The sequence below is a fragment of the Variovorax paradoxus genome (assembly GCF_902712855.1).
Taxonomy (GTDB): Bacteria; Pseudomonadota; Gammaproteobacteria; order Burkholderiales; family Burkholderiaceae_C; genus Variovorax; species Variovorax paradoxus_Q.
In genome coordinates this window covers 4,856,634-4,872,878 of sequence record NZ_LR743507.1, presented here as the reverse complement: position 1 = coordinate 4,872,878, position 16,245 = coordinate 4,856,634, and the positions used below count along the sequence as shown (strand labels likewise).

14 protein-coding genes are annotated in these 16,245 nt (G+C 65.8%); 11 read left to right on the top strand and 3 right to left on the bottom strand.

Annotation, left to right across the window (positions count from 1 at the left end; all coding sequences use genetic code 11):
• Nucleotides 1–10: 10 nt before the first annotated feature.
• The 3 genes from ugpE to ugpB all read right to left on the bottom strand — a co-directional run bounded on the left by ugpE (nt 11) and on the right by ugpB (nt 3,238).
• Entirely contained in the window at nt 11–859 is an 849-nt protein-coding gene (gene ugpE / locus AACL56_RS23005) for a sn-glycerol-3-phosphate ABC transporter permease UgpE (RefSeq protein ID WP_339092110.1), read from the bottom strand.
• A 54-nt stretch (nt 860–913) separates the two neighbouring features.
• Nucleotides 914–1,795, bottom strand: a complete 882-nt coding sequence (gene ugpA, locus AACL56_RS23000) for a sn-glycerol-3-phosphate ABC transporter permease UgpA (RefSeq protein ID WP_339092109.1) — start codon at nt 1,793–1,795, stop codon at nt 914–916.
• A gap of 129 nt (nt 1,796–1,924) precedes the next feature.
• Nucleotides 1,925–3,238: a sn-glycerol-3-phosphate ABC transporter substrate-binding protein UgpB gene (gene ugpB / locus AACL56_RS22995; protein ID WP_339092108.1), complete on the bottom strand. Its 1,314-nt coding sequence runs from the start codon at nt 3,236–3,238 to the stop codon at nt 1,925–1,927.
• A gap of 226 nt (nt 3,239–3,464) precedes the next feature.
• On the opposite strand from ugpB, the gene serA reads away from it, so the two are divergent.
• The 11 genes from serA to AACL56_RS22940 all read left to right on the top strand — a co-directional run bounded on the left by serA (nt 3,465) and on the right by AACL56_RS22940 (nt 16,229).
• Nucleotides 3,465–4,697, top strand: a complete 1,233-nt coding sequence (gene serA / locus AACL56_RS22990; protein WP_339092107.1) for a phosphoglycerate dehydrogenase — start codon at nt 3,465–3,467, stop codon at nt 4,695–4,697.
• A gap of 142 nt (nt 4,698–4,839) precedes the next feature.
• The gene (locus tag AACL56_RS22985) at nt 4,840–8,718 is read left to right on the top strand and encodes an FAD/FMN-binding oxidoreductase (protein ID WP_339092106.1); all 3,879 of its coding nucleotides are present in this window, start codon (nt 4,840–4,842) and stop codon (nt 8,716–8,718) included.
• Nucleotides 8,715–9,155, top strand: a complete 441-nt coding sequence (locus AACL56_RS22980; RefSeq protein ID WP_339092105.1) for an HIT family protein — start codon at nt 8,715–8,717, stop codon at nt 9,153–9,155. Before AACL56_RS22985 ends, AACL56_RS22980 begins: the two co-directional genes overlap by 4 nt.
• Nucleotides 9,155–9,568, top strand: a complete 414-nt coding sequence (locus AACL56_RS22975; RefSeq protein ID WP_339092104.1) for a DUF971 domain-containing protein — start codon at nt 9,155–9,157, stop codon at nt 9,566–9,568. Before AACL56_RS22980 ends, AACL56_RS22975 begins: the two co-directional genes overlap by 1 nt.
• 149 nt (nt 9,569–9,717) lie before the next feature.
• Complete coding sequence (gene ubiE / locus AACL56_RS22970) at nt 9,718–10,449, top strand: bifunctional demethylmenaquinone methyltransferase/2-methoxy-6-polyprenyl-1,4-benzoquinol methylase UbiE (protein WP_339092103.1); 732 nt, start codon at nt 9,718–9,720, stop codon at nt 10,447–10,449.
• Between the two features lie 32 nt (nt 10,450–10,481).
• On the top strand, nt 10,482–11,507 hold the full coding sequence (locus AACL56_RS22965) for a Tim44 domain-containing protein (protein WP_339092102.1): 1,026 nt from the start codon (nt 10,482–10,484) through the stop codon (nt 11,505–11,507).
• 53 nt (nt 11,508–11,560) lie between these two features.
• A complete protein-coding gene (locus AACL56_RS22960) occupies nt 11,561–12,121 on the top strand; it encodes a ubiquinone biosynthesis accessory factor UbiJ (protein ID WP_339092101.1) in 561 nt (186 codons plus the stop codon).
• Complete coding sequence (gene ubiB / locus AACL56_RS22955) at nt 12,118–13,683, top strand: ubiquinone biosynthesis regulatory protein kinase UbiB (protein WP_339092100.1); 1,566 nt, start codon at nt 12,118–12,120, stop codon at nt 13,681–13,683. The genes AACL56_RS22960 and ubiB overlap by 4 nt, the downstream gene beginning before the upstream one ends.
• A 13-nt stretch (nt 13,684–13,696) precedes the next feature.
• A complete protein-coding gene (locus AACL56_RS22950; protein WP_339092099.1) occupies nt 13,697–15,145 on the top strand; it encodes a sodium:solute symporter family protein in 1,449 nt (482 codons plus the stop codon).
• 103 nt (nt 15,146–15,248) lie between these two features.
• Complete coding sequence (locus AACL56_RS22945; protein ID WP_339092098.1) at nt 15,249–15,584, top strand: FmdB family zinc ribbon protein; 336 nt, start codon at nt 15,249–15,251, stop codon at nt 15,582–15,584.
• 12 nt (nt 15,585–15,596) lie between these two features.
• The gene (locus AACL56_RS22940) at nt 15,597–16,229 is read left to right on the top strand and encodes a DUF502 domain-containing protein (protein ID WP_339092097.1); all 633 of its coding nucleotides are present in this window, start codon (nt 15,597–15,599) and stop codon (nt 16,227–16,229) included.
• Nucleotides 16,230–16,245: the final 16 nt, after the last annotated feature.

Here is a 16,245-nt window from a genome sequence, read left to right as displayed (position 1 = left end):
GTTCAGCGTTTTATTTGTCGGTGTCGACCAGGCCCTTGACGAACCATTTCTGCATGAGAACCACCACCACGGCGGGCGGCAGCATGGCCAGCACGGCCGTGGCCATCACCACGTTCCAGTCGACCGGCGATTCGCCGTTGCCGGTCATCGCCTTGATGCCGACCACGATCGGGTACATGTTCTCGCTGGTGGCGGCGATCAGCGGCCACAGGTACTGGTTCCAGCCGTAGATGAACTGGATCACGAACAGCGCCGCGATGCTGGTCTTCGACAGCGGCAGCAGGATGTCCTTGAAGAAGCGCATCGCGCCCGCGCCGTCCACGCGCGCGGCTTCCACCAGCTCGTCGGGCACGGTCAGGAAGAACTGGCGGAACAGGAAGGTGGCGGTGGCCGAGGCGATCAGCGGCACCGAGAGCCCGGCGAAGGTGTTGATCATGCCGAGGCTGGCCACCACCTGGTAGGTCGGGCCGATGCGCACTTCCACCGGCAGCATCAGCGTGATGAAGATCAGCCAGAAGCACAGGCTGCGCAGCGGGAAGCGGAAGTACACCACCGCGAAGGCCGACAGCAGCGAGATGCTGATCTTGCCGAAGGTGATGATGAACGTGATCACCGTGCTCACCCAGATCATGCGCGCCACGGAAACGTTGGTGCTGGTGTGGCCGCCGCCGGTCAGCGCGGCCTTGTAGCTTTCCCAGAAGTTGCCGCCGGGCAGGATCGGCATCGGCGCCTGCATGATTTCCTGCGGCGTGTGCGTCGATGCGACGAAGGCCAGGTAGATGGGGAACACCACCAGCAGCACGCCGAAGATCATGATGGCGTGCGCGAGGATGCCGAGGGAAGGCCGGCGCTCAACCATGACGGGCCTCCGTGGAGGGAATGGGAGTGGGAAGGAGTTGCATCGGGGTGGCCATCAGTACTGGACCTTCTTCTCGACGTATCGGAACTGCAGCACCGTCAGCCCGATGACGATGGCCATGAGCACCACCGACTGGGCCGCGGCACCGCCGAAGTCCATGCCGCGGAAGCCGTCGAAGTACACGCGGTAGACCAGCGTGGCGGTGTCCTTGCCGGGGCCGCCCTGGGTGGTGGCGTCGATGATCGCGAAGGTGTCGAAGAAGGCGTACACCATGTTGATCACCAGCAGGAAGAAGGTGGTGGGCGTGAGCAGCGGGAACTGGATGGTCCAGAAGCGTCGCATCGGGCGCGCGCCGTCGATGGCGGCGGCCTCGATCAGCGACTTCGGGATCGACTGCAGGCCCGCCAGGAAGAACAGGAAGTTGTACGAAATCTGCTTCCAGACGGCGGCCATCACGACCAGCGCCATGGCGTCGTTGCCGTTGAGCAGGTGGTTCCAGCTGAAGCCCATCTTCTTGAGCCAGTAGGCCACGATGCCGATGGACGAGGAGAACATGAAAGACCACAGCAGGCCGGTGACCACCGGCGCCACGGCGTACGGCAGGATCAGCACGCTGCGGTAGAAGCGCGAGCCGCGCACCACGCGGTCTGCGAACACCGCCAGCACCAGCGCGATGCTCAGGCCCAGCACCGTCACCAGCACCGAGAAGATGATGGTGGTGTGGAACGAGGCCATGTAGGTGCTGTCGTCCCACAGCGCCTTGAAGTTGTCCAGGCCGACCCAGGTCACCGAGTTGCCGAACGCGTCCTGCTGCTGCAGGGATTGCACCAGCGCCTGGCCGGCCGGCCAGAAGAAGAAGACGCCGACGATGATCAGCTGCGGCGCGAGAAGCGCCCAGGGCAGCCAGCTCGAACGGAAGAGGACGCGTTTTTCCATGGGTGAGGAGCGTTCAGGTCACGGACACACTAAATAAGCAAACAGCCAGCACTGCACGGCGGCAGCCTGGCTATCGGAGGATAAACGAACCGAAACGAACATTCGTTCGCGCCGGTCCGGGTGCAGAGCTTACTTGTTTGCGGACTGGAATTTCACCAAAAGTTCGTTTCCGCGCTTTACGGCGCTGTCGAGCGCTTCCTTCGGGGTCTTCTTGCCGGTCCAGATCAGTTCGGTTTCCTCGTCTTCGATGGCGCGGATCTGGGGCAGGTTGCCCAGGCGCACGCCACGCGACTTGTCGGTGGTCTTCTTGATCATCTGGTTCACGGCCACGTCGGTGCCCGGGTTTTCCTTGTAGAAGCCGGTCTTCTCTGTCAGCTCATAGGCAGCCGTGGTGATCGGCAGATAGCCGGTGCGCATGTGGCTGTCCGACTGCACCTTCGGGCTCGACAGGAAGGTGAAGAACGCGGCCACGCCCTTGTAGTTGGCGGCGGGCTTGCCCGACATCACCCACAGGCTGGCGCCGCCGACGATCGTGTTCTGCGGCGCGCCCTGCACGTCCGGGTAGTACGGCAGTGCCGATTCCGCGAACTTGAACTTGGCGTCGCGCTTCACGCTGGCGTAGCTGCCCGACGAACCGATGAACATCGCGCATTCACCCGAGGTGAACGAGGTGATCGGCTTGCTGGCGCGGCCCTTGTAGACGAACAGGCCCTGCTTGGACATGTTGGCCAGGTTCTCGAAGTGGCGCACGTGCAGCGGCGAGTTGAACTCTAGGCGTGCATCGAGGCCGCCGAAACCGTTGTTCTTGGTCGCGTACGAGGTGTTGTGCCAGGCCGAGAAGCTCTCGAGCTGGGCCCAGCTCATCCATGACGTGGTGAACGGGCACTGGTTGCCGCTGGCCTTCAGCTTGGCAGCGGCCGAAACCACTTCGGGCCAGGTGGCGGGCGCCTTTTCGGGGTCGAGGCCGGCGTTCTTGAAAGCGTCCTTGTTGTAATAGAACACCGTGGTCGAGCTGTTGAACGGGAACGACAGCATCTGGCCGTTGGGCGCCGTGTAGTAGCCGGCCACGGCGGGGATGTAGGCCTTCGGGTCGAACTTCTGGCCGCCTTCCTTCATGACGTCGGCCACGGGCTTGATGGCGCCCTTGGAATACATCATGGTGGCGGTGCCCACTTCGAACACCTGCAGGATGTCGGGCGCGTTGCCCGAGCGGAAGGCGGCGATGCCGGCGGCCATCGACTGGTCGTACTCGCCCTTGTAGGTCGGCACGACCTTGTATTCCTTCTGGCTCTCGTTGAACTGCTTGGCGAGGTCGTTGACCCAGTCGTTCAGTGCGCCGTCCATCGAGTGCCACCACTGGATCTCGGTCTGGGCTTGTGCAATGGCTGGCGCGGCCAGCAATGTGGCCAGCGCCGAGGCGATGGCAAGCGTCTTGATGCGCATAGGACTCCTGTAGAGAAAAAGTAAACCGGCGATGTTAGGTTACATACGTGACGGTTCTGCGGCGTTTGTCGCACGGAGTCCACAGCCCACGAAACCCGGGTAAACCCCCTTGGCCGTAGTGGCGCGCACGCATGGAGAACCAGCTTGTTGCGCCGCACCATGCTAGCATCGCCCTCCCTTTTTTGGCCTAGCTTGTCGCCATGGCCGGGGCTTTCGCGAGACCGCCATGAGCAGCAAAACCTCCCTCGACAAAAGCAGGATCAAGTTCCTCTTGCTCGAAGGCATCCACCCATCGGCCGTGGAGGTGCTGCGCGCCGCCGGCTACACCAACATCGAGTCGCTGCCGGGCGCATTGCCCGACGCAGAACTGAAGGCGAAGATCGCCGACGTGCATTTCCTGGGCATCCGCTCGCGCACCCAGCTCACGGCCGAGGTGTTCGCCGCTGCCCACAAGCTGGTGGCCGCCGGCTGCTTCTGCATCGGCACCAACCAGGTCGACCTGGAGGCCGCCCGCGAACACGGCGTGGCCGTGTTCAACGCTCCCTATTCCAATACCCGCTCGGTGGCCGAGCTGGTGCTGGCCGAGGCCATCCTGCTGCTGCGCGGCGTGCCGGAGAAGAGCGCGGTGGCGCACCGCGGCGGCTGGCTCAAGTCGGCCGACAACGCGTACGAGATCCGTGGCAAGACGCTGGGCATCGTGGGCTACGGCTCGATCGGCGCGCAGCTCTCGGTGCTCGCCGAGGCGCTGGGCATGCAGGTGGCTTTCTACGACGTGGTCACCAAGCTGCCGCTGGGCAACGCGCGCCAGGTGCGCGACCTGCACCAGCTGCTGGCGCAGAGCGACATCGTGACCCTGCACGTGCCCGAGACGCAGGCCACGCAATGGATGATCGGCGCGGCCGAGATCGCGGCGATGAAGCCCGGCGCGATCCTCATCAATGCCTCTCGCGGCACGGTGGTCGAGATCGAGCCGCTGGCTGAGGCGCTCAAGGCGCGCAAGCTGCTGGGTGCCGCCATCGACGTCTTCCCGGTGGAGCCGCGCAGCAACAAGGACGAGTTCCTGTCGCCCCTGCGCGGGCTCGACAACGTCATCCTCACGCCGCACATCGGCGGCTCGACCATGGAGGCGCAGGCCAACATCGGTCTCGAAGTGGCCGAGAAGCTGGTGAAGTACAGCGACAACGGCACCTCGACCTCGTCGGTCAACTTCCCCGAGGTGGCGCTGCCGGCGCACCCGGGCAAGCACCGCCTGCTGCACGTCCACCGCAACGTGCCGGGCGTGCTGTCGGAGATCAACAAGATCTTCTCGGACAACCACATCAACATCTCTTCGCAGTTCCTGCAGACGAACGAGAAGATCGGCTACGTGGTGATGGACGTCGACGCCGCCTCGTCCGACCTGGCACTGGAAAAGCTGGCGAAGGTCGCCGGCACGATCCGCAGCCGCGTCCTGTTCTGAGTTCGCATGGGGGCGGGGATGCCCCCGGTTGCCGCGCCTAGCACAAGCCGCGGTAACCGCCACGAGGCAAGACCCCGAGGGCTGGCCTAAAATCCCCAGCCCGGCTATGGGCGCGCAGCGCCCGGCCGAGGCGCCCCACCCGATGAATGCTCCGACCGCGTTGAACACGCTGTTGGCACAGGCCGCAGAGCCTGTCCGACTGCGCGAGATCCCGTACAACTACACCAGCTTCTCCGATCGCGAGATCGTGATTCGCCTGCTGGGCGAACGGGGCTGGCAACTGCTGCAGACCCTGCGCGCCGAGCGCCGCACCGGCCGGTCGGCGCGCATGCTCTACGAGGTGCTGGGCGACATCTGGGTGGTCCAGCGCAACCCGTACCTGGTCGACGACCTGCTCGACAACCCGCGCCGCCGCGGGCAACTCGTCGATGCGCTGAGGCATCGCCTGGCCGAAGTCCAGAAGCGCCGCACCCCCGACAACGACCTGCCGCGCGACCAGCTCGTGGGCGAACTCACCGCGCTGGTGGGCGATGCGGTGGCCGCCTTCGACACCACCTTCCGCGAAGTCGCCGCCCTGCGCCGCAAGGCCACCCGGGTGCTGCGCCGGCTCACCGCCAAGGACAACATCAAGTTCGACGGCCTTTCGCGCGTGTCGCACGTGACCGATGCCACCGACTGGCGCGTCGAATACCCGTTCGTCGTGCTGTGCCCCGACACCGAAGCCGAGATGGCGCTCCTGGTGAAGGGCTGCATCGAGCTCGGCCTGACCATCATTCCACGCGGAGGCGGCACCGGCTACACCGGCGGCGCGATCCCGCTGACCTGGAAGAGCGTGGTCATCAACACCGAGAAGCTCGAAGCGATGACCGAGGTCGAGCACGTCGCGCTGCCCGGGCTCGACGCCCAGGTGCCCACGATCTGGACCGAAGCCGGCGTGGTCACGCAGCGCGTGGCCGACGCGGCCGAGCGCGCGGGCTTCGTCTTCGCGGTCGACCCGACCTCGGCCGAAGCCTCCTGCGTCGGCGGCAACGTCGCCATGAACGCGGGCGGCAAGAAGGCCGTGCTGTGGGGCACGGCGCTCGACAACCTCGCCTCGTGGCGCATGGTGACGCCGCAGGCCGAATGGCTCGAGGTGACGCGCGTCGGCCACAACCTCGGCAAAATCCACGACGCCGAGAGCGCCGTGTTCGAGCTGCAGTACTACGCCGCCGACGGCAGGACGAAACTGCGCACCGAGCGCCTCGACATCCCGGGCCGCACTTTCCGCAAGGAGGGCCTCGGCAAGGACGTGACCGACAAGTTCCTCTCGGGCCTGCCGGGCATCCAGAAAGAGGGCTGCGACGGTCTGATCACCAGCTGCCGCTGGGTGGTGCACAAGATGCCGTCGCACACCCGCACCGTGTGCCTGGAATTCTTCGGCAACGCGAAGGATGCAGTGCCCAGCATCGTCGAGATCAAGGACTTCATGTTCGCCGAGCAGAAGCGCTCGGGCGTGCTGCTGGCCGGCCTCGAGCACCTCGACGACCGCTACCTGAAGGCGGTGGGCTACGCCACCAAGTCGAAGAAGCATGGCGGGCTGCCGAAGATGGTGCTGTTCGGCGACATCGCCGGCGACGACGCCGACGACGTGGCGCGCGTCACTTCCGAAGTGGTGCGCATCGCCAACTCGCGCAGCGGCGAAGGCTTCATTGCCATCAGCCCCGAGGCGCGCAAGAAGTTCTGGCTCGACCGCAAGCGCACGGCCGCCATCAGCAAGCACACGAACGCCTTCAAGATCAACGAAGACGTCGTGATCCCGCTGCCGCGCATGGCCGAGTACAGCGACGGCATCGAGCGCATCAACATCGAGCTGTCGCTGCAGAACAAGCTCGCGCTTACCGACGAGCTCGAGGCCTTCCTCGTGCGCGGCAACCTGCCGCTGGGCAAGACCGACGACGCGCACGAGATTCCTGCGGCCGAGCTGCTGGAAGACCGCGTGGCGCAGGCCGTGGCGCTGGTGCAGGACGTGCGCGCGCTGTGGGCCGGCTGGCTGCAGAACGTCGACACGCTCTTCCCGCAGCTGCAGGACCACAGCCTGCGCGCGAGCTGGAAGACCCAGTTGCGCCAGCCGCTGCAGGCCATCTTCGCGGGCGCCGAGTTCGCGCCGATCCTGGCCGAATGCACGGCCATCCACAAGCGCGTGCTCAAGGGCCGCGTGTGGGTCGCGCTGCACATGCACGCGGGCGACGGCAACGTGCACACCAACATCCCCGTCAACAGCGACAACTACGACATGCTGCAGACCGCGCATGCCGCGGTGGTGCGCATCATGGCGCTGGCGCGCAGCCTCGACGGCGTGATCTCGGGCGAGCACGGCATCGGCATCACCAAGCTCGAGTTCCTGAGCGACGAGGAACTGCGCCCCTTCACCGAGTACAAGGCCAAGGTCGATCCGGAAGGGCGCTTCAACAAGGGCAAGCTGCTGCGTGCGCCGGCCGGCCAGGCCGAGACGCTGCATGCCGACCTGACCAACGCCTACACGCCGAGCTTCGGCCTGATGGGGCACGAGTCGCTCATCATGCAGCAGAGCGACATCGGCGCGATTGCCGACAGCGTGAAGGACTGCCTGCGCTGCGGCAAGTGCAAGCCGGTGTGCGCCACGCACGTGCCGCGAGCCAACCTGCTGTACAGCCCGCGCAACAAGATCCTTGCGACCTCGCTGCTGGTGGAGGCCTTCCTCTACGAGGAGCAGACGCGCCGCGGCGTGAGCATCAAGCACTGGGAAGAGTTCGAGGACGTGGCCGACCATTGCACCGTGTGCCACAAGTGCCTCACGCCGTGCCCGGTGAAGATCGACTTCGGCGACGTGTCGATGAACATGCGCAACCTGCTGCGCAAGATGGGCCAGAAGAGCTTCCGTCCCGGCAATGCGGCCGCCATGTTCTTCCTCAACGCCACCAGCCCGCAAACCATCAAGACGGTGCGCGCGGGCATGGTGGGCGTGGGCTTCAAGGCGCAGCGCCTGGCCAACGACCTGCTGCGCGGTCTCGCGAAGAAGCAGACATCGGCACCGCCGGCGTCGCTCGGCGCGGCGCCGGTCAAGGAACAGGTGATCCACTTCATCAACAAGAAGATGCCGGGCAACCTGCCAAAGCAGACCGCGCGTGCACTGCTCGACATCGAAGACGCCGACTACGTGCCGATCATCCGCAACCCGAAGGCGACCACGTCGGAGACCGAAGCGGTCTTCTACTTCCCGGGGTGCGGCTCGGAGCGCCTGTTCTCGCAGGTGGGGCTCGCCACGCAGGCCATGCTCTGGCATGCGGGCGTGCAGACCGTGCTGCCGCCGGGTTACCTGTGCTGCGGCTATCCGCAGCGCGGCAGCGGGCAGTTCGACAAGGCCGAGAAGATGATCACGGACAACCGCGTGCTCTTCCACCGCGTGGCCAACACGCTGAACTACCTCGACATCAAGACCGTGGTGGTGAGCTGCGGCACCTGCTACGACCAGCTGCAGGGCTACCAGTTCGACAAGATCTTCCCGGGCTGCCGGATCATCGACATCCACGAATACCTGCTCGAGAAGGGCATCACCCTGGCCGATGCGGGCGGTGGCGGCTACCTGTACCACGACCCCTGCCATTCGCCGATGAAGCAGCAGGATCCGATGAAGACGGTGAAGGCGCTGGTGGGCGACAACGTGCTCAAGAACGACCGCTGCTGCGGCGAGTCGGGCACGCTGGGTGTGTCGCGGCCGGACATCTCCACGCAGATCCGATTCCGCAAGGAAGAAGAGCTGAAGAAGGGTGAAGCGGCGCTGCGCGAGGCCGGCAAGGTCGGCGAGAGCGACAACGTGAAGATCCTCACGAGCTGCCCGAGCTGCCTGCAGGGCCTCTCGCGCTACGGCAACGACCTGAACAACGGCCTGCTCGAAGCCGACTACATCGTCGTCGAGATGGCCAACAAGATCCTCGGCAAGGACTGGATGCCTGCCTACGTCGCGGCTGCCAACCAGGGCGGGATCGAGCGGGTGCTGGTGTGACGGCAGTGCAGGGCTGCGTGCTGTGCGAGGGGCCGGGCGGGCGCCTCGTGTTCGAAGGCGCGAAGCTGCGCGTCATCCATGCCCAGGAGGCGGGTTTCCCGGGCTTCTATCGCGTGGTGTGGCGCGACCATGCGGCCGAGTTCTCCGACCTCGATGCAGCGGACCGCGCGCTCTGCATGGAGGCCGTGGTCGTGGTGGAGCGGTGCCTTCGCGAGCATCTGAAGCCAGCCAAGATCAACCTCGCCGCGCTCGGCAACATGGTGGCGCACCTGCACTGGCACGTGATCGCGCGATTCGCCGAAGACAGCCACTTCCCTGGCGCCGTGTGGGCGACTGCGCAACGCGATCGCAATGCCGCACACGAGGCGGATATCGCCGCGCGGTTGCCCGCCGCCGAGGCTGCGATGATCGAGCACTTGGGCAACAGGAGCTTCTGATGGCAGGCTTGAAACCGGGCGCACCGACGCCGCAGTCGATCACCGTGCACGGGCAGTCGCGCGTGCTCGAGGTAGGTTTCTCGGACGGCGCGACTTTCCGCATTCCTTTCGAGCTGATGCGCATCTGCTCGCCCTCGGCCGAAGTGCAGGGGCACGGCCCCGGCCAGGAGGTCCTGCAGACGGGCAAGCGCGACGTGGAGCTCGTCGACCTCGAGGCCGTCGGCAACTACGCCGTGCAGCCGACCTTCAGCGACGGTCACAACACCGGCATCTATTCGTGGGACCTGCTCTATGAGCTCGGCGCCAAACAGGCCGAGCTGTGGGCAGCCTACGAGCAGCGTCTGGCCGACGCCGGCGTCGATCGCGACGCGCCGATGATCGACAAGAACGGCCACGCCTGCGGCAGTCATTGAGGCGTCGTGCAAGCGTCCGAGCTCCGGGCGTTGCTATCGAAAAGATAGCCCTACGCCCAGGAAGGGCGGGACGGAAAAAGCAACAAATGCCCGCCGTACGCGCGGGGTCGTCGGCTTGATGTGAAGGCTTCCGGCCTAACATCGGTCGCATGAGTACCACACACTTCGGCTTCGAAACAGTCGACGAAAGCGAGAAGGCCCGCCGCGTTCGCGGTGTCTTCGATTCGGTCGCATCGCGCTACGACATCATGAACGACCTGATGTCGGCCGGCCTGCACCGCGCCTGGAAGGCGTACACCGTCATGGTCGCGAACGTGGGCGAAGGCTCGCGCGTCCTCGACATCGCAGGCGGCACCGGCGACCTCGCCCTGGCCTTCGCGAAGAAGGTCGGCGCCACCGGCCAGGTGGTTCACACCGACATCAACGAGGCCATGCTGCGCACCGGCCGCGATCGCCTGCTCGACGCCGGCGTGGTGCTGCCCACCATGGTCTGCGACGCTGAGAAGCTGCCCTTTCCCGACAACCACTTCGACGTTGTCACGGTGGCCTTCGGCCTGCGCAACATGACGCACAAGGACGCCGCCCTCAAGGAGATGAACCGCGTCATCAAGCCGCGCGGCAAGCTGCTCGTGCTCGAGTTCTCGAAGGTTGCCAAGCCGCTGGCCAAAGCCTACGACTGGTACTCCTTCAACGTGCTGCCGCGACTGGGCAAGCTCGTGGCCGGCGACGACGCTAGCTATCGCTACCTGGCCGAATCGATCCGGATGCATCCCTCGCAGGAGGAGCTCAAGACCCTCATGAAAGAAGGCGGCTTCGGACATGTGGACTATCACAACATGACTGGGGGAATTGCCGCCCTCCATGTTGGAATCAAGTGTTGATGACGCGAATCTTTCGCTCGAGAGGAGACGACATGAAGAGTTTGGGTTCTTTGTTTCTGGCGGCTGCATTGGTGCTGGTGAGTGTCCAGGCCGAAGCAGCGCGCATGGGCGGCGGCAAGTCGTTCGGCCGCCAGTCGTCCAACGTGACGCAACGCCAGGCGACGCCGCCTGCAGCGCCCGGCGCACCTGCGCAGCAGAACGCGACCAACGCCGCAGCTGCCAAGCCGGCAACGCCCGCACCTGCTGCCGCTGCACCGAAGCGTCCGTGGGGCGCGATGCTCGGCGGCCTGGCCGCCGGCCTCGGCCTCGCATGGCTCGCGCATTCGCTGGGCCTCGGTGCCGGCTTCGGCAACATCCTGTTGATCGGCCTGCTGGTGCTTGCTGCCGTGGTGGTGTGGCGCATGATCAAGTCGCGCTCGCAACCTGCCGGCAACCGCCAGGGCGGCTTTGCCTTCCAGGGTGCCGGTCCGGGCAACCCCAGCGCTCCGGCGCAGTACAGCCCCGCGAACGTGGGCAACGATGCATCGGCACGTCCGTGGGAGCGCAACAACGCGGCATTCGATGCCTCGCCTTCGAGCGACGTGCCGCACGGCAGCAGCCTCTCTGCAGCGGGTGCCGCGGCCGGCGGCAGCATGATCGGTTCGGCGCTCGGCGGTTCGCAGTCCTGGGGTATTCCTGCGGGCTTCGATGTCGACGGTTTCCTCGGCGCTGCGAAGCGCAACTTCGTGACGCTGCAGGACGCATGGGACCGCGCCGACGTGTCGACGCTTCGTTCGATGATGACCGACAGCATGATCGACGAGATCCGCGTGCAACTGGCAGACCGCGCCAGCCACACGGGCGGTGCCTCGAACAAAACCGAGGTCGTGATGCTCGACGCCAAGCTGCTCGGGATCGAGGAGCTTCCTGACGCCTACATGGCCAGCGTGGAGTTCTCCGGCATGATCCGCGAAGACGCCTCGACGGGCCCGGGTCCGTTCCGCGAAGTGTGGAACATGACCAAGCCGACCAGCGGCAACGGTGGCTGGCTGGTGGCAGGCGTGCAGGCGCTGCAGTAAAAAGCCGGAACACAGCCCTCGCGGGGCTGTGGCACAGACGGGATAATGGGGACATGGCCACACCATCGTCCCCATTTTCTTTTCTCGGCGACCTCTTCAACCGCATCGGCGAGCGCCTCCAGCCGCCGGACTGGGCCGTCCACGAGATCCAGCACCGCGCGGTGCTGTTCCTGAACCATGTGCTGCAGCAGGAGCCCGAGGCCCAGCAGCGGCTGCTGCGCCAGCAGGGCAGGGTGGTGCGCTTCCAGTGGCGGTTCGTCACGATGGAGCTGGTGGCCACGCCGGCCGGTCTGCTCGACCTGGCCCCTGCCGGCTCGGTGCCCGAACTCACGCTCACTGTCACCGAGGATTCGCCCTTCGACATCGCTCGCGCCACGCTGCGCGGCGACAAGCCTTCTGTGCAGATCATCGGCGACGTGCAGTTGGCCGCCGAAGTCAATTGGCTCGTCGACCATGTGCGATGGGACATCGAGGACGACCTCGCTCGCGTGATCGGCGATGTGCCCGCGCATACGCTGGGCAATGCCGTGCGCCGGGTGGTGGGCGCGCTGCGCCAGTTCGTCGGTGACCGCACGGCCAGCAAGGCCGGCGGTTCGACGGGCACGCTGGAATGAGGCGCTTCTATCGCGGCCTGTTCATCGTCTGGGTCGCGCTGCGCTACGGCCTCGATGAGCTCGTGCTCACGAGCTTCCAGAAGCCCTGGCTGCGCGTGGTGGCGCGCGTCGTGTCCTTCGGGCGCAACCTCGATGCGCCGCGCGGCCAGCGGCTGCGCGAGGCGCTCGAACGGCTCGGTCCCATCTTCGTGAAGTTCGGACAGGTGCTGTCGACCCGGCGCGACCTGCTGCCGCCCGACATCGCCGACGAACTGGCCTACCTGCAGGACCGTGTGCCGCCGTTCCCATCGGCCGTGGCGATCGCCACCATCGAGCGCGCGTTCCGTCGCCCGGTGGGCGACGTGTTCATCCAGTTCGACGAAACACCCATCGCCAGCGCGTCGATCGCGCAGGTCCACTTCGCCACCATCCGCACCAGCCAGGGCGATGTGCGCGAGGTGGCGGTGAAGGTGCTGCGTCCGAACATGCGCGGCGTGATCGAGAAGGATCTGGCGCTCATGGCCATGATGGCCGGCTGGATCGAAGGCCTCTCGGCCGACGGCAAGCGCCTGAAACCGCGCGAGGTGGTCGGCGAGTTCGACAAGTACCTGCATGACGAGCTCGACCTGGTGCGCGAGGCCGCCAACGCGGCCCAGTTGCGCCGCAACATGGCCGCGCTCGACCTGGTGCTGATTCCCGAGATGTTCTGGGACTTCTGCCATCCCGAGGTCATCGTGATGGAGCGCATGAAAGGCGTGCCCATCGCGCAGATGGACCGCCTGCGCGCAGCCGGTGTCGACATCCCGAAGCTGGCGCGCGATGGCGTCACCATCTTCTTCACGCAGGTGTTTCGCGACGGCTTCTTCCACGCCGACATGCACCCCGGCAACATCCAGGTGAGCCTGGAGCCCGAATCCTTCGGGCGCTACATCTCGCTGGATTTCGGGATCATCGGCACGCTGACCGAGTCGGACAAGGAATACCTTGCACAGAACTTCGTGGCCTTCTTCCGGCGCGACTACAAGCGCGTGGCCGAACTGCACCTCGAGAGCGGGTGGGTGCCGGTGGGCACGCGCATCGACGAACTCGAGGCGGCGATCCGCACCGTGTGCGAGCCTTACTTCGACCGGCCGCTGAAGGAGATCTCGCTCGGCATGGTGCTGATGCGGCTGTTCCAGACCTCGCGCCGCTTCCACGTCGAGATCCAGCCGCAGCTCGTGCTGCTGCAGAAGACGCTGCTCAATATCGAGGGCCTGGGCCGCAACATCGACCCCGAACTCGACCTGTGGGCCACGGCCAAGCCCTTCCTCGAGAAGTGGATGGTCGACCAGATCGGCCCGAAGAAGCTCCTGCAGCAACTGAAGGCCGAGGCGCCGCGCTACGCCAAGTTGCTGCCGCAATTGCCGCGGCTCCTGCACGATTTCCTGGAGAATCGCCCCGCCGACAACCGGCGCGAACTGCTCGAGCTGCTGGCCGAGCAGAAGCGCACCAACAGGTTGCTCCAGACCATCGTCTACGGTGGCATAGGTTTTGTATTGGGGTTGCTCGCCATGCAATTGCTGGTGCGCGTGAGCATTTTCTAGAGGAGTTTCCGCCGTGCTGTTGACGCTGGTCATCGTCTATCTGCTGGTCACCATCGCCATCGGCCTCTATGCCGCCAAGCGGGTGAAGAACACCACCGACTTCGCCATTGCCGGGCGGCACCTGCCGCTGTTCATGATCGTCACGACGACCTTTGCGACATGGTTCGGCTCCGAGACGGTGCTCGGCATCCCGGCCAAGTTCATCGAGGGCGGGCTGAACGGCGTGGTCGAGGACCCGTTCGGCGCAGGCACTTGCCTGATCCTGGTGGGCCTGTTCTTCGCCGGCAAGCTCTACCGCATGACGCTGCTGACCATCAGCGACTACTACCGCGAGCGCTACGGCCGCACGGTGGAAGTGGCCTGCTCGCTCATCATCATGCTGAGCTACCTGGGCTGGGTCTCGGCGCAGGTAACGGCGCTGGGACTGGTGTTCAACCTGCTGTCGGCTGGCGCCATCAGCATTCCGATGGGCATGGTGATCGGGGTGATCTCGATCCTGGCGTACACGCTGTTCGGCGGCATGTGGTCGGTGGCCGTCACCGACTTCATCCAGATGATCATCCTGGTGGCCGGCCTTGCCGTGATCGCGATGTTCGCGGGCAGCATGGCCGGCGGTCCCGAGAAGGTGGTGGCTTTCGCGGTGAGCAAGGACCTCTTCAAGTTCTGGCCCGAGCCGAGCTGGCACGACATGGTGTTCTTCTTCGCCGCGGCCATCACGATGATGCTGGGCTCGATTCCACAGCAGGACGTGTTCCAGCGCGTCATGTCGGCCAACAGCGTGAAGGCGGCGCAGCGCGGCCCGGTGATCGGCGGCGTGGCGTACATCCTGTTCGCCTTCGTGCCGATGTTCCTGGTGGCCAGCGCGCTGCTCATCATGCCGGAGCAGACCGCCACGCTGCTCAAGGAAGATCCGCAGAAGGTGCTGCCGACGCTGGTGCTCGAGAAGATGCCCTTCGTGATGCAGGTGCTGTTCTTCGGCGCGCTGCTCTCGGCCATCAAGTCGACCGCCTCGGCCACCTTGCTGGCGCCCAGCGTCACCTTCACCGAGAACATCTGGCGGCAGTTCCGCCCGGCCGGCACCGACCGCCAGAACCTCATGACGATGCGCATCACGGTGCTGCTGTTCAGCGCCGCGGTGCTGGCCTATGCCATCCGCATGCAGGGCACGCCGATCTACGAGCTGGTCTCGGGCGCCTACCAGGTGCCGTTGGTGGGTGCCTTCGTGCCGCTGGTGAGCGGGCTCTACTGGCGCCGTGCCACCACGCAGGGCGCCATCGCGTCGATCGTGCTGGGCATCGGCGTGTGGCTGCTGTTCCTGTGGATGCCCTGGGGCAATGCGTTCCCCGCGCAACTGGCCGGCGTGCTGTGCTCGTTCGCCGGCATGGTGGCCGGCTCGCTGCTGCCGCAATGGTTGGCGAACACTCACACGCCGCACCGACCGCTGGCCACCGAGCCCGCCTGAAGCAGGGGCTCGGCGCCACGGGCGCGGGCCCTGCGGCGGGTGCGGCCCTATAATCGAGGGCTTTGCGAGCGGCAGCTGCGCCGCTTTTTTGACCCCATTTCCCATGCCCATCTACGCCTACAAGTGCAGCGCCTGCGGCTTTGCCAAGGACGCTTTGCAGAAGATGTCCGACGCGCCCCTCACGGTGTGTCCGAACTGTGGCGCGAGTGCGTTCGAAAAACAGGTCACCGCCGCCGGCTTCCAGCTCAAGGGCTCGGGCTGGTACGTGACCGATTTCCGCGACAGCGGCGGCAAGAAGTCCGAACCCGCCACGGCGCCCGCGTCGAGCGACACCGCCAAATCCGGCGAATCGTCTTCCACCGCCGCTGCGCCGAGCCCGGCGCCTGCGCCCCCTGCCCCGGCTCCCGCGCCGGCCCCTGCCGCCAAGAGCGGCGACTGACACCGCGCTGCCATGCTCGCCCTGCGCAAATGGTTGTTCTCCGGCCTGCTGGTGATCGTTCCGCTGTTCATCACCCTCGCGGTGCTGAAGTGGATCATCGACACGCTCGACCAGACGCTCTGGGTGCTGCCCGGTGCCTGGCAGCACTGGCTCTACGAGAACAACATCCGTGGCCTCGGCGTGCTGCTCACGCTGGCGATCCTGCTCGTGGTGGGCGCCATCGCCAGCAATTTCGTGGGCAAGCGCCTGCTGGGCTGGGGCGACGCCGTGGTGCGGCGCATCCCGGTCGTGCGCTCGATCTATTCGAGCGTCAAGCAGGTGTCGGACACGCTGTTCTCGGAGAACGGCAACGCGTTCCGCACCGCGGTGCTGGTGCAGTGGCCGCGTGAAGGGGTCTGGACCATCGCTTTCGTCACCGGCACGCCCGGCGCCGACGTGGTCGAGCACCTGGGCGGCGGCGACTACCTCGGTGTCTACGTGCCCACCACGCCCAATCCCACGGGCGGTTACTTCGTGATGCTCAAGCGCAGCGACTGCATCGAACTGAAGATGAGCGTGGACGAAGCGCTCAAGTACATCGTCTCGATGGGGGTGGTCGTTCCAGGCGGCCCTTCCGCGGTGGCGGTGAAGTCTTCCAACTCATAAAAGAACGAACGCGCCC

Coding starts and splice junctions, on each gene's coding strand:
- ugpE (WP_339092110.1), bottom strand. CDS start 859: ATGGTTGAGCGCCGGCCTTCCCTCGGCATCCTCGCGCACGCCATCATG.
- ugpA (WP_339092109.1), bottom strand. CDS start 1,795: ATGGAAAAACGCGTCCTCTTCCGTTCGAGCTGGCTGCCCTGGGCGCTT.
- ugpB (WP_339092108.1), bottom strand. CDS start 3,238: ATGCGCATCAAGACGCTTGCCATCGCCTCGGCGCTGGCCACATTGCTG.
- serA (WP_339092107.1), top strand. CDS start 3,465: ATGAGCAGCAAAACCTCCCTCGACAAAAGCAGGATCAAGTTCCTCTTG.
- AACL56_RS22985 (WP_339092106.1), top strand. CDS start 4,840: ATGAATGCTCCGACCGCGTTGAACACGCTGTTGGCACAGGCCGCAGAG.
- AACL56_RS22975 (WP_339092104.1), top strand. CDS start 9,155: ATGGCAGGCTTGAAACCGGGCGCACCGACGCCGCAGTCGATCACCGTG.
- ubiE (WP_339092103.1), top strand. CDS start 9,718: ATGAGTACCACACACTTCGGCTTCGAAACAGTCGACGAAAGCGAGAAG.
- AACL56_RS22965 (WP_339092102.1), top strand. CDS start 10,482: ATGAAGAGTTTGGGTTCTTTGTTTCTGGCGGCTGCATTGGTGCTGGTG.
- AACL56_RS22960 (WP_339092101.1), top strand. CDS start 11,561: ATGGCCACACCATCGTCCCCATTTTCTTTTCTCGGCGACCTCTTCAAC.
- ubiB (WP_339092100.1), top strand. CDS start 12,118: ATGAGGCGCTTCTATCGCGGCCTGTTCATCGTCTGGGTCGCGCTGCGC.
- AACL56_RS22945 (WP_339092098.1), top strand. CDS start 15,249: ATGCCCATCTACGCCTACAAGTGCAGCGCCTGCGGCTTTGCCAAGGAC.
- AACL56_RS22940 (WP_339092097.1), top strand. CDS start 15,597: ATGCTCGCCCTGCGCAAATGGTTGTTCTCCGGCCTGCTGGTGATCGTT.